The organism is Lacihabitans soyangensis (assembly GCF_024343775.1).
In the GTDB taxonomy this organism is placed as follows: Bacteria; Bacteroidota; Bacteroidia; order Cytophagales; family Spirosomataceae; genus Leadbetterella; species Leadbetterella soyangensis.
In genome coordinates this window covers 157,962-171,531 of sequence record NZ_RJUF01000003.1, presented here as the reverse complement: position 1 = coordinate 171,531, position 13,570 = coordinate 157,962, and the positions used below count along the sequence as shown (strand labels likewise).

The following is a 13,570-nucleotide window of genomic DNA, read 5'->3' as shown; positions in this document are numbered from 1 at the left end:
CCGACGATTTTTGTTACATATCGACTGAACCCATCTTTAGTCAATTTTAAACAGAGCTATACTTAAGTTTGCCCAACAGCCTCTCTTTATTGATTTTATCTCTAATAGCAAAGTTCAAAAAACTGTGTTCGACTTTTCGTAGCCAGACAAATTTTCTCTAACTCGGTAATTTTTTTAGCAGCCTCAGCAAAATTTTTGTCATATACGGCTTCATACGCAAGTTCTGTTATTTGTGCAAAATGCGTAGGTCCAGGCTGTGCCCAGGCTATACCAAGCAAAAGAAATAGAGACAAAACAAGGAGGTTTTGTAGTTTCACGTTGCTATGTTTTCTCAAATATAATTGCTGTACCTCCACCGACAGTGGATTTTATTTCTATTTTACCGTCAATCTCCTCAGCACGGGTTTTCATGTTGTTGAGTCCATAAGACTCCGAGACTTTATTTTGCTCTAAATCAAAGCCTTTACCATTATCAGCTATTTCTAAAACGTAATTTTTTTCTGAAAAATCAGCATTAATTTTCACCAAACTCGCCGAAGCGTATTTTTGGGTATTGTTAAGTGCCTCTTGCACGATTCTGAATAGATTTAGACCCTCAATTGGCGTTAAAACTACCCCTTCACCATTTATACTAATTTCTACGTTGAAGCTATTTTCATCACTGAATTTCTTTACAAATTCCTGAATCCTTGACCTCAAATCTGCAACTGAAATTTCTGAATTATAGGTGGCCCAAATCGTATCTCGCAAACTCTGAGCAGCCAAGCGAACCTCCACTGAAATATTCTCAAGTTTCTCAGGTTTAAGTTTTTGATTTTCAAACAGATAAAAGGCATTGTCAAGACTAGTACTTACCACCGTAAGTTGACTTCCTACGCTATCGTGGAGTTCTTTGGCTATGCGTTGGCGTTCGATTTCTTTGGCAGAAAGCAGTTTTTTCTGGTTTTCTATTTCAAGGTTTTTTAGTTTTTCAGTTTCTTTTGCTTTGGTTTTTATAGTGGATATTCGCCACAATAATCCACCTGTTACCATTATTCCTAAAAATCCAAGACTAAGTCCTATAATCCAATTTCTTTTTTGTGAGATTTCTAGTTGTGCTTCTTTCAGTTTGGCTTCTTTTTCGGCAGTTTTTAATCGTGCTTCAAACTCAACCATTTCTTTTTCTCTTTTTTTGACTCGTGCGGAGTCAATTCTAAGATTAATTAACTTGCCAAGTTCATCGCCCAAGGTAAAATTTTTACTCGCAAAAGCAAGTCGTTGTCGAACAATTAAAGTCTTGTTTATTTCAGAGTCATATTTGTTCTTTTTTATTACCTGATCTGATTCTTCAATTAACTTTTCTGCCAGTTTATAATTCCCAGTTTCAGTATAATACATACTTAAAAATCGCGTAGTGTTTACTATTCTCCAAACATCTTTTATTTTTAATTGAATATTGTAAGCCTTATTTAGATTAGCAAAAGCATTAGAAAAATCACCCTGCTTTCTTTGTAGATTTCCTAAAACAGATAGAGTATTGGCATAATTAGTAGAGTCGTTTTGTTTTAGATAATTTTTTGCTAAATTAATGTATATTTTCTTGGCTTCGGGTATGAGGTTAAAATGAAAATAAGCACTCCCCAAGCCTCTTTTTCCTCTGATTATCAAGTTATTATCATTTTTTAGTTTCGCAAATTCTAGGGCTTGTTTGAAACTATTTATAGATTTTTCTTTATCGCCTAATTCATGATATAAATTACCATAAAAATACATTAAATTGAATTTTTGAAGGGTATTGGCTTTTGTCAAAAGGCTTTTTTCGGCTTTATTGATCCAAAATTTTGAAAGTTTGAAATTTTCATGATCATATAGATAATGATAGGCTGAATCAATGTAAGCTTGAGGATTGGTTTTTTGTGCCATAGCATCTAATGACACGAAAATAAAAATACAGAAAAACGAACTTCTCATACCCACCTATTCTTTTGTGCTACGGCTACGGCTTCCAGTTTGGAATGTACGTGAAGCTTTTGATAAATGTTTTCTATATGCTTACGGGCAGTTTTGGCAGAAATAAAGAGCTGGTCTGCTATCTGATTATAAGTTAATCCAGCAGCCACTTTTTCTAGTATTTCTATTTCTCTTTTTGTCAGATTGTAGAATTCCGGACTCTCGTAAGATTCGGTCTTTTGGCCAACAATCTCCTGATTTCTTAGTATTTGTAAAGTTTTCATGGCTATAGTTGGCGACATCGGTGCACCACCTTCCATCAATTCTTCTATGGCAGCTACTATTTTTGAGGGTTTTTCGTCTTTGGTCAGGTAGCCCGAAGCTCCGGCTTTTATGGCTTCAAAAATTTTGTCTTCACGGTCGAGCACACTCAACATCATGATTTTTATTTCAGGAAAAAGCTCCTTTATCCGCCTGGTGGTTTCTATGCCGTCCATTTCGGGCATTTCTATATCCATCAGCAGCATGTCAGGGTGGTGATTGTTAAGCTTGTCCAAAGCATCATGACCTCCATTGGCTTTAAAAATAACCTCAACTTCATCAAAAATCGAGAGATTCTGACTAATGTTTCGGAGCAAAGTTGGGTTGTCGTCAACGAGGCCAATGGTAATCATGGAGTTTGTTTTTATACAAAAATACAAGATAACAAATATTAAAATCAATAAGGCAAATGACGTATTTAGAAATTTATCCAATGGTAACCAATAACACAAAAATAGGGCAAATGCCTTATTGACAAGGCTTTGAATTACCATCAATTTTGGGTTATCAATCCAAAATAGATTATGGCCCTCAAGAACCTGCATATCATCCGAAACATAGAGTTAGATCCGGAAGATATTTTGATGTTTGAATCGGACGTCAATTATTCTCTAATATGGCTTCAAAATGGCAGAAAACTTACTGTTGCCAAAACCCTGAAACAGATTTCTGAAATTGTAAAAGATGCCCCCTTTGTAAGGGTAAATAGACAAGTTATGCTGAATGCATTTCATGTAAAATGCCTTGGCGATAATACAAACAAACAGACCGTTGAGCTAAACAATGGCGTCAAGATTACCTTTTCTCGTCGCAGAGCAGCAGATGCTCAAAACTACATTCAAAAATATTTAATCAATTGATTTTAAACAATTTAATACAATGAAAACAAAATTTTTACTTCTTTCTTTTTTGATGCTTTCTGCTTGTTTAATTGGCCAAGCTGCCGTTATTTCAGTGGTAAATGGTGACAATTTACAAACAAAGATTACAAATGCTACTGCGGGGGATGTGTTAATTGTGGGAGTTGGAAACTACACAGGTAGCACTATAAATATCAATAAAAAACTAACCATTTTGGGCCCAGGTTATTTTAGGTCTGCTGGTTCTGCACAAGTAACAAACATGAATTTAACAACGGGCTCAAGCGGAAGTTATATTGCTGGAATGGATATTCTAAATGACTTTTACATTGGCTCTAGTAACAATACCATCACCCGAAATAAAATTTTCTTCCAATTTCTAATGGGGTATGACCTGAACCAAGGTAATGTCAGTACAACAAATAATAAAATAACTCAAAACTATCTTGGTACTACGAATAGTAGCTCTTATGCCTCTATAAATATTGGTTTTTCTGCAGGAGTAATTCAGAACAACTATTTGATTGCCAACAATATATGTTTAACTAAACTTAGATTTGACCACGACAATGCCTCGTCGGGCCTAATAATAAACAACGTTTTTGATATAGATAGTACAAACACAGGAGGCTCTGGAGCTGGAGAAGTATTTGCTATGAGTGGAGGTATCAATAATATTTCATTCTATAACAATGTATTTAAAGGGGGTTTTCCAAACACCACAATTTACATGTTTAATCCCACCAACCCACTTTACCATCCTTATGCATTCAAGTATAACATTATAGACAAACTCACCTCTGGTATCACCTTGCCTAGCGACAATCTTGTAACTACAGCCAAAATATTCGGTGGCTATCCAACCAACACCAACGGCCTAAATAATGCAGATGGAAGGGCAGTGCTATCACCGGGAAGTCCTGCCACCAACTATGGTCGCAAAGCTCCTTATGCAAGTAATTCACCCGTTACTGACGCTGGTCCATTCGGTGGCGACCAACCTTATGTTTTGAGTGGCATACCTGTTGGCCCACAAATTTATAGCATGTCTGTACCTACTTTGGCTGCTGCCAACTCTGTGATACCTGTTACCGTAAAAGCCAAAACCAATAATTAATATTTTGATGGTAAATAACTTATTATCAAAATAATAAAAATCATATTCCTATGAAAAAATTATTGCTTTTAGTTACTCTTTGGGTGTGGTTTTCTAATATAGCATCTGCACAAAATATTGTTGCGGGTGAATATTTTTGGAATACCGACCCTGGTGTTGGACTGGGTACCGCACTAACGCCCTCCGAAATATCTGGCGGTATTGGAGACGAAACGTTCAACCTAAATGTAGCTGGACCATTAACCGCCGGTCAACATATACTCTTTGTAAGGTTTAAGCTTAACGACACCCTTTGGTCACAGGCAGAAGGTCAGCCGATATTAATAAGTCCCGAAAATCATTTAGCTGGTGCAACTGACCAAGTTGATTCCTTAGAAATGAAAGAAATGACCTATTATTGGAACTCAGACACCAATCCTTCCCAAACTATTTTAATGCCTGCGTCGGATAATAATTTCACATTTAATCTCAATTTTCCCACTGCTGGGGCAGTAAAAGGTGCCAACCAGCTCTTTTTTAGGTTTAAAGACAAATATGGATTATTCACTCCTTGGCAATCAGAAAGCATTTTAGTTATGGGTAGGCAATCAGGTGAATTGGCGAGGGTAGATTCTATCAGATATGCTCTGGGTGGCTATTCTTATGTGGGCACGCCTCCTAATGATTTTTTAAATGTGACCTTCAATGTAGCCGACACACTAAAGCGTGACAGCTTTGACTCCGACGTGATTGGTAGTAGAGAAATAACAACTACCGGACTATCGCATGGTGTACATGTGATGACCTTCAAAGTGTTTGGTTCAACTATGCTCGATTCGAGCATAGTAAGTTCAAAAAACTCACATTTTTACCAAACCGTAGTACGGATAGATACCACCATAAAAATGCAAATAGGTGAACCCCGACTAGCGAATAATACGCTTTCCACAGAATTTTGCCCCGGTGGAATAATAAAAATACCGATTGATACAACAGGAAATTGGCCACGGAATAATCCGGCCCTGATAAGTACTTTTACAATTAAACTTTCAAATAGCCTTGGTCAGAATTTTGTTGGTATCACTTCGTCCATGAATACTACAGGCGACACATTGGTGGGTACCATACCCAATAATATAGCCATAGCATCTGGCTATAAGGTAATGGTAGAAAGCACTTTACCTATGATAAGAGACACGGCCGCCACTTCGCTGACTATAGGTTTAACATTAACGCCATCTGCAAATAATACCGTTCCTTGTGAAATGGCAACATTAATTTTGGGTGTAAATTCAAATGTACCAGCCACTTATTCATGGACAGGACCGGCAGGTTTTACAGCAACCGGAAATGCTCCTACCAGAGCAAATATTCCAGCCAATGGTGGGGGAACATACACTGTTAATGCTACATCAACTATGGCAGGATGCACTTCATCTGCTTCCTTGATAATAACCGTAAACCCCCTGCCTGTTATTACGCTAGGTAGTAATTCGCCTGTTTGTGAAGGTCAAAATATTAATCTTACTTCTTCAGCTGTTGGAAACTCGTTTTTAGGATGGGCAAGAGGGAATGTAAATATTGGTGGAAGTGGTGGTAATAAAACTGTTTCTGCTGTGACTTTAGCTGACTCAGGATTTTACAAAGTTTCTTATATGTCACCTAATGCTTGTATTAAAATAGACTCGATAAAAATAATCGTAAAACCATTACCTGTACTGTCAGGAATCAGTACCAACTCGCCTATCTGCTCTGGCATTACACTCACCTTTGGTCTCAATGCAAGCCCTGGCTCGACTTATAGCTGGATAGGACCAAACAGCTTTATTTCGACTACTGAGGATCAATCGATAAATTCGGCAAGTACCAGTGCGAGTGGCACTTACAGTGTTGCGGTAACCCTAAATGGCTGCGTTGTAAATACTACCATTGTAAACGTGGTAAACCAAACCCCAACTGCCAATACCACTTCACCCGTAATAATTTGTGCAAACCAGCCTTTGTCTTTGGCAGTAAACAACACCCCTTCAGCCACTTACTTGTGGTCTGGGCCGTTTTTTGCAGGTGCGGGTCAAAATCCTTTGGTTTCAAATACAGCCACTACAGGTATGTCGGGCACATATTCTGTTACGGTTACTCTCGGTTCGTGTAATGCATCCAACACAGTAGCGGTAACTGTAAAACCCCTTCCTGTCATTTCAGGAACAAATACCAACTCACCCATTTGTTCTGGCAATAACTTGAACTTTGGAATAGACGCTACTGCAGGTTCTACCTATAGTTGGACCGGACCCAATAGTTTTACTTCTGGTTTAGAGGACCTAACTATAAATTCGGCAGCAACCAATGCCAGCGGAACCTATAGCGTAACTGTAAACCTAAATGGCTGCAGTGTAAATACTACAGTAGTAAATGTGGTTAATCTTAGACCAACAGTTTCTACAACCTCACCAGTAAATATTTGCCAAGGGGCTGCTTTGACTTTAAACGTAAACAATACACCATCAGCCACTTATGGGTGGTCTGGGCCGTCAAGTTTCAGTTCTATACTTGAAGATCCCTTGGTTTCAAATACAGCAACGGTAGGCATGTCGGGTACCTATTCGGTTACTGTCACGCTTGGAAGTTGTTCGGCCAATGGAACTGTTGCTGTAACGGTAAATCCAAATCCTATTTTGGTAATTACGAATCAAAATACTCCAGGAAATGGCCCCGTAAACATCACGGTGCCTTCGGCTACCTCTGGAAGTACTTTGCCATCTGGAACCATCCTGAGTTATTTTACCAACTTATTGGCCACCAACATTTTATCAACTCCAACGGCCGTGGCAAACTCCGGAACGTACTACATCAAGGCAACTAGCCTTGCTGGCTGCACAGACATCAAACCTATTGTTGTAAATATCTGTGGCTCCACGTTTAATCTCGTTAGCCCCACTGATGACTACAGCACGGGTCTTCAAGTAAAGGCTTCGAACGTAAAAATAACTGCAGCAAATAAAATAACCGGAACCGCTAACATTACCTACCGTTCAGCACAAGCCATAGAGCTTTCACCTGGGTTTTTAGCCGCCAACGGAACGGTTTTCTTGGCTGAAAGAGGAGTTTGTAATTGATAATCAATGACCTAATTTGAAATACCTTGATGCAAATCAGGGTATTTTTTTTGCAAAAAAAACTGGCAAGAAGTAATTCTTAAAAACGATAATATGAGGATGTTATGATTTGTACAACCGTGCAAAGGATTAATGATTTCGTAAATACAAATTTAGGTCTGTAAGATAAAGAGGTTTCAATATTTATATATTCCAAGATTATCGTGAAACAATAGATTTTGTCCTCCGTTTACAAATTTCCATTTAAAAATTTATGTTAATTGACGGTTAAAATCGCCGAACTATGAATTTTCAAGATTAATATTGAGGTTTGAAAGGTAAATTGTCATACCCTAGCCATTAAAACCTAAAATATTTAAATGAAAAAAACCTTCTTCCTGATTCTTTGTGTCTTTTTATCTAATATTTCCAAAGCCCAGATCTACGTTTTAGAAACTCAAGGACAGGTTTCTCTTAATGGAAAAGTACTAAAAAAAGGAGACCAGGTTTCAGAAAAATCTCTGCTAATTTTTGGAAAAGAAAGTAAACTAAACCTACTTTCTCCAAGCGGATTTATAAATATTGATAGTAATATCCCTAATATAAACACCACAGAATTAGGCATTTTGATAAAAAACCAAGAGCTTTCAAAAAGTACAACTACCCGCTCTTTTTCGGAGTCAGAAAACATACCATTAGAAAAGGAGCTAACCAACATAATGGATATTTTGGCAAGAAATGGCCAATCATTTGAACAAAACTATGGCAATTACATCGAGCCATATCTAAAAAGCCGATTCGATGAAAATGCCGTAAAAAAAGCCTTTGATTTTTTACAAAACAAATACGACAAAAGTCTTCCCACACTCACTGGTTTGATGAGCGACGAAGCTCAATATCAATCCATTCCACAAGTATCGAGACTCATTAACAGGTCCTACACAAGTCTGCCAGAGCGGTTTTCTTTGAAAGAATATTGCCCGAAACCCGGTTTACAACAATACAGCGACTGCGTAGGCTGGTCTACCACTTACGCTGCCCGAACGATTCTTTACGCCATCAGGAACAACATAAAAAACCGACAAACCATTACCGCTGAAACCTTTGCACCGTCGTTTACTTATAGTCAGATAAAATCTAGCCAAACCGAAGCGGCGTGTAAACAAGGCTCTTACATACAAGATGCCGTCAAACTTATCAAAGATTTAGGATCCATCAAAAACGTTGACTTTGAGTACAGCTGCTCCCCTGTTATCGAAAATCAAGACGTAAGAATGGCATCAAAATTCAAAATCAAAAACTACAAACGTCTTTCGAGAGATTACAATTCTGACCGCAGCCAAATGATGGAAAACATCAAAAAAAGTCTATCAGAAAAACGCCCCGTAGTGATTGCCATGGAAGTTTATGATTCGTTCCAAAGACCAAGTGCTTCAGCCACCAAAGGGCTTTGGGAAGGCAAAAAGGGCAAAATGGTTAGCCGACATGCCATTACTGTGATTGGATACGACGACACAAAATATGGCGGTGCATTTGAAATCATCAATAGTTGGGGTACGTTTTGGGGAAACGAGGGCTTTACGTGGCTTAAATACAAAGACTTTGCAGCAGTAACCTACGAAGCCTATGAAATGGCTGATTATGAAGCCTCTACACCAAACAATACCTGGGCCGATTTGGCAGGAAGTTTTGAGGTAATATTAGACAATGGCAATAGCATGCCGGTGAGATTAAATAATTCTACAACCGAAACCGTAAACTACACCGCCACCAAATCATACAGCACAGGCACACAGTTTCGTTTGAGTTTTACCAACAATCAACCCGCTTATGTGTATTTACTAAGTTATGGCACCAACACCCAAAAAGTAAGCAATATCTTCCCTTTTGATGGATACAGTGCCCTTTTAGACTACTCCAAAAACGAAATTATGATACCCAACGAAGATTATTGGGTACAGCTGGACAACAACATCGGCACAGATTATCTTTGTATTTTGTTTTCGAAAGAAGAATTAGACATAAAAGCCATAACCAAACAAATGCAAAGGCAATCGGGTAGTTTTGATACCAAGCTAAAGGCCGTCCTTCAAAATAAAATGGTAGAAAACAGAAGCATAAACCTAGCCAAAGACAAAATAAACTTTGAAGCAAAACTAAACGGCAAAACCGTAATCCCTATTACCCTAGAAATAAACCATGTGAATTAAAACCCATGAATTCAATGAAAAACAAACTTTATATATTGATAATAATATTGCTGCCTTTGCTGAGTTTTGGACAAAGTTCTTACCAAAAAGGTGTAGAATATTACAAAAAAGCAGACTACAAAAATGCCCAGATAGCATTCGATAGTGCCCTAGATGAAGACATTGAACCGGCATATAATACCCTAACTTACAGAGGATTGTGTAAATATTACCAAAAACAATACAACGAAGCATACGAAGACTATAACCTTGCTGTAAAAGACCTCAACAAACTCGGATACACCAAAATCGGAGAAATGCCCGCCAATATTTTGAAAGCGTATGGATTGACCCTTTATGACAGAGCCCTGGCCCAGCACAAACGTGGCCAATACAACGAAGCCATCAAAGATTTTAACTTTGCTTTGATGTATAAATACAGCCCCGGAGACTGCTATTATCAAATAGCCAACGCCTACTACGCACTTTCTGACTTTGGTAAAGCTGCTGAGAATTATACGCTCAGTATGCCCTATAAACCAACAGATTACAGCCTCTACTATTGGCGAGGAAATGCCTATCTGAGCAATGGTAAATGGAAACAAAGTATAGCAGACTTTGATTTTTATATCAAACAAAAACCCAATGATCCTTACGGATATCATTACCGTGGTTTTTCAAAAATCATGTTGGACAATATCGATGAGGCAATAGAAGACACCCAAAAATCTATCGACCTTAACATGAAAGACATTTATTTGGCTTTCAGAAACTTAGGTATGATTTATATCAAACTGGAAGATTGTGAAAAAGCCAAAGAGAATTTTGAATATGCCATAAAATTAAATTCAAACGATAATTTCAGCAAGAACAAACTCGAAACCTTAAGTGTAGATTGCGGCGAAACTGAAGAAGAGGAAGTGGTTGTAAAAAATACGCCTAAGTATTCAAAACCAACCATCAGCTGGGTATATCCAGCACAAGAAACTATAGAAACTTCAGAAAATGTAGTAACCATAAAAGCATGTGTAAATAGTTCGGAAAAACCAACCATGAGTTTGTATGCCGACGGTGTAGAGCTAACTTCTAGAGATTTCGTCATAGTACCATCCAAACAACCCGACTGCCCATATAGATTTGAAAAACAGGTAACTATACCACCCAACGCCAACCTTACAAACCTCAGATTTGTGGCTAAAAACTCTGGAGGAAGTGTGGAGTCAAGTCGAAAAATATACAAAATAAAATCGCAAAATCCAGAGGCTGAAGAGCGGAGAATAGCCCTTTTGATAGGCAATGCCGCCTACAAACACAAACCCCTCAACAACACGCTGAACGACGTGGACGACATGGCCAAAAAACTCGAAGGATTGGGTTTTAAGGTAATCAAACACAAAAACCTGAAAGCCGAAGAAATGAGCATGGCATTTATAAAATTCGGTAGAGAACTGGCCAGTTATGACGTGGGTATGTTTTTTTATGCTGGCCACGGTTTGCAAAACGGCAGCGGCACCAATTTTCTGGTACCCATAGATGCCGAAGCCATCAAAACCGACCAAGATTTCAACAAATATTGTGTGGAAGTGGACGAGCTTTTTGGACAAATGAAAAAAGCCAACTCAAAAGTAAACATCATCATTTTGGATGCTTGTAGAGATAATCCGCTGGATGCCAGAAACGCCACCCGTGGCTCTGGCTCACGAGGCCTGTCTGCCCCTACCCAAAACCCACAAGGCTCATTTATATTTTATGCTGCATCGGCCAACCAAACGGCCTTAGAAGGCGAAGGAAGCCGAAACGGTATTTTCACGGGAGAATTGCTGAAGTTTATTGACAAACCCAACCTTAAGCTAGAGGAAGTAGTAAAAGAAACCTCAAAAGCCGTAAAACTCAAAACCAACGACCAGCAAAAACCCGCTTGGTATTCCGAGTTTGATGGAGATTTTTATTTTAGGCATTGATATTATTTTGCAAAATAGCAACTCATAGAATAGAGACTGCTTAGGATATTATTTTTTACATATAGAATTGCTACTGAGTTTTTCACAATTGCCTTAAAGTGTAAATTTCATAGGGTGGTTTTAAATCAACAAAGCTTGTCTCAATTCTGCCTAATCACCTTCATCCCTTCCTCCAAAATAGTATCTTTCCCTTTATCCATATCCGCTTTCGACATATCTATTTTCATATCGGGTTCTATCCCGTTTTCGATATTAAAGCCATTTCGGTCTAAAGTTATTGAACCAGAAACTCGTAAAATCCAACCATTACTTAGCTCAGTGGCTGTAGGTAAGCCTCCGCCACCGCCAGTTTTTCCACCAATTAGTGTTACGTTTTTAAGACCTTTCATAAATGCTGCAAACATATTGGTAGCACTGTAACACCCACGGTTTGTCAGAATTACAAGGGGTTTGTCGAGATAGGTTTCAACGTCTTTAGCAGGATAAATTTCAGACTTTTCTTCTACAAAATCATTTTTACCTGGTCCGTTTTTATGAAATTCAGTTCCCAATAACGTCGTATCGCTAATAAATCTGCTTGCCAACTTATCTATATTTATGACGGCACCTCCCCCATTATTCCGCACATCCAATATCAAGCCTTTTTTTGTTTTTGACTTTTCTAAAATATAATCGAGGGCTTCGTCCGAAATGCTATCTATGAACGAGTCATACCTAAAATAAGCCACATCGCCAAAATCAAAATAAGAGAACGGAGACACAATCTGAGTGCGGCCTTTGAAATAGTTTCTGTTCAATAAATCTCCCGAATAATTTTCAGGATAATCCAAAAATACTTCAGGATTTCGTGAGACATTAAACTTGGAAATGAGGTTGGTGTGTTCGTCTTTTAGCTCATACAACATGTCATAACATACCTGAAAAAGCTCCTCGTCAGACATATTATCACTTATCCGAGTCTGGTATTTGTTATAAATCAGCTTCCAATCCACATTTTTAAATTCAAAAAAAGCATACTTCTCATTTACGAAAGTCCATACTTGATCAAAGATTGATTTCGGGGTATTTTCAGGCTGAGGCTTCATGAAAAGGCTCTCACATGACAACAAAAAAACGGCAAATACTAAAACGATATACTTTTTCATATTTACTTGATTTTATGAAGGTTAGCTATTAAATAAATGGTGTGGGTGCCGTTGATTACACTTGGATATTTGCTCGGTGTAAGGGCTTGTAAGTTCCAACCGTAGCCCAGCATTGGGCTTATACTTGTAATACGCTTTTTGTTCGGAAATCTCAACAAAAGCCTGCTATTGACAGCGTTGTAAGAGTTTGGAAGAAATCCATCAAACTTATTGTTGGTAAAATTGGAGGTAAAAGTTGGCGTCCAGAATCCTACACTGGCCAATGATGCCGAAAGGCTATAATCGATGGCGTAGCTTTTTCTAAGTAATCTAAATTCTCTTACATACTTTATTTTCGGATTTAGGCTCAAAAATACTTCCGACGAAATAGAATTGTTATCGTATTCGGGCCCAAATCGGGCAGAAACATTAAAAGAAACTTGAGCTCCAATGGCAAAGTTCTTATTTACTTTTCTCAAATAATGCCTTGCTAAAGACATATTTCCGGAGTATGAATTGGCCGATCCATTTTCTGATTTGTAAAATGGCAAAGCACTCAAATACCGTTCAACGCCCATTTCGTATTTAGTTCTGTCCACCACTTTGCTTCCAAAAACGGCCAGACCTAAACCCCTAAATTGATTTTGTGAAAAACTTTGTTGTTGCAAATTTTGCTGAACCCCACCTAAAGCACTATACTTATAAATACTTTCGTGGTTCCATTCTTTCTGTCGCCATGCATCAATTTCTTTTTTAATGTCTCTCAAAAAATGTTGTGAATAGCAATTGGTGGCCAAAAAAAGTAACATTAACAGCTTCTTCAATTTCAATTATTTTTTTGTAAAAATAGTCCTGTTTTCTACTCTTAAATATTCTGAGACCTAGTTTTTCCGTTTTATTTGTTCCGAAAACCCATAACTTGTCGTTTTTGAAAGAAAAACCCAATTCGATTTAAATATTTGTTTTATATCTTTATACCAAATTCAACCCCAATG

The 13,570-nt window shown here is 38.0% G+C and carries 9 protein-coding genes; 5 read left to right on the top strand and 4 right to left on the bottom strand.

The window, feature by feature from the left end:
• Window positions 1-321: 321 nt before the first annotated feature.
• Entirely contained in the window at window positions 322-1,902 is a 1,581-nt protein-coding gene (locus EGI31_RS02755; protein ID WP_255035609.1) for a tetratricopeptide repeat-containing sensor histidine kinase, read from the bottom strand.
• Window positions 1,903-1,946: 44 nt separating this feature from the next.
• Window positions 1,947-2,603, bottom strand: coding sequence for a response regulator (locus EGI31_RS02750; protein ID WP_255035608.1), 657 nt, complete (start codon window positions 2,601-2,603; stop codon window positions 1,947-1,949).
• 171 nt (window positions 2,604-2,774) lie between these two features.
• Between EGI31_RS02750 and EGI31_RS02745 the strand changes: the two genes are divergently transcribed.
• The 5 genes from EGI31_RS02745 (at window position 2,775) to EGI31_RS02725 (ending at window position 11,451) form a co-directional block, all read left to right on the top strand.
• Window positions 2,775-3,110, top strand: coding sequence for a LytTR family DNA-binding domain-containing protein (locus EGI31_RS02745; protein WP_255035607.1), 336 nt, complete (start codon window positions 2,775-2,777; stop codon window positions 3,108-3,110).
• A gap of 19 nt (window positions 3,111-3,129) precedes the next feature.
• The gene (locus EGI31_RS02740) at window positions 3,130-4,227 is read left to right on the top strand and encodes a right-handed parallel beta-helix repeat-containing protein (RefSeq protein ID WP_255035606.1); all 1,098 of its coding nucleotides are present in this window, start codon (window positions 3,130-3,132) and stop codon (window positions 4,225-4,227) included.
• A 50-nt stretch (window positions 4,228-4,277) separates the two neighbouring features.
• Window positions 4,278-7,322 (top strand): 3-coathanger stack domain-containing protein, encoded by a 3,045-nt coding sequence (locus tag EGI31_RS02735; RefSeq protein ID WP_255035605.1) that lies wholly within the window; start codon window positions 4,278-4,280, stop codon window positions 7,320-7,322.
• A 359-nt stretch (window positions 7,323-7,681) separates the two neighbouring features.
• Window positions 7,682-9,511, top strand: coding sequence for a C1 family peptidase (locus EGI31_RS02730; protein WP_255035604.1), 1,830 nt, complete (start codon window positions 7,682-7,684; stop codon window positions 9,509-9,511).
• Between the two features lie 14 nt (window positions 9,512-9,525).
• On the top strand, window positions 9,526-11,451 hold the full coding sequence (locus tag EGI31_RS02725; RefSeq protein ID WP_255035603.1) for a caspase family protein: 1,926 nt from the start codon (window positions 9,526-9,528) through the stop codon (window positions 11,449-11,451).
• Between the two features lie 140 nt (window positions 11,452-11,591).
• On the opposite strand, the gene EGI31_RS02720 is transcribed toward EGI31_RS02725, so the two are convergent.
• Both EGI31_RS02720 and EGI31_RS02715 read right to left on the bottom strand, forming a co-directional pair.
• Complete coding sequence (locus EGI31_RS02720) at window positions 11,592-12,596, bottom strand: S41 family peptidase (protein WP_255035602.1); 1,005 nt, start codon at window positions 12,594-12,596, stop codon at window positions 11,592-11,594.
• A gap of 2 nt (window positions 12,597-12,598) precedes the next feature.
• Window positions 12,599-13,399 (bottom strand): hypothetical protein, encoded by an 801-nt coding sequence (locus tag EGI31_RS02715; protein WP_255035601.1) that lies wholly within the window; start codon window positions 13,397-13,399, stop codon window positions 12,599-12,601.
• Between the last annotated feature and the right edge of the window lie 171 nt (window positions 13,400-13,570).

Coding starts and splice junctions, on each gene's coding strand:
- EGI31_RS02755 (WP_255035609.1), bottom strand. CDS start 1,902: ATGGCACAAAAAACCAATCCTCAAGCTTACATTGATTCAGCCTATCAT.
- EGI31_RS02750 (WP_255035608.1), bottom strand. CDS start 2,603: ATGATTACCATTGGCCTCGTTGACGACAACCCAACTTTGCTCCGAAAC.
- EGI31_RS02745 (WP_255035607.1), top strand. CDS start 2,775: ATGGCCCTCAAGAACCTGCATATCATCCGAAACATAGAGTTAGATCCG.
- EGI31_RS02740 (WP_255035606.1), top strand. CDS start 3,130: ATGAAAACAAAATTTTTACTTCTTTCTTTTTTGATGCTTTCTGCTTGT.
- EGI31_RS02735 (WP_255035605.1), top strand. CDS start 4,278: ATGAAAAAATTATTGCTTTTAGTTACTCTTTGGGTGTGGTTTTCTAAT.
- EGI31_RS02730 (WP_255035604.1), top strand. CDS start 7,682: ATGAAAAAAACCTTCTTCCTGATTCTTTGTGTCTTTTTATCTAATATT.
- EGI31_RS02725 (WP_255035603.1), top strand. CDS start 9,526: ATGAAAAACAAACTTTATATATTGATAATAATATTGCTGCCTTTGCTG.
- EGI31_RS02720 (WP_255035602.1), bottom strand. CDS start 12,596: ATGAAAAAGTATATCGTTTTAGTATTTGCCGTTTTTTTGTTGTCATGT.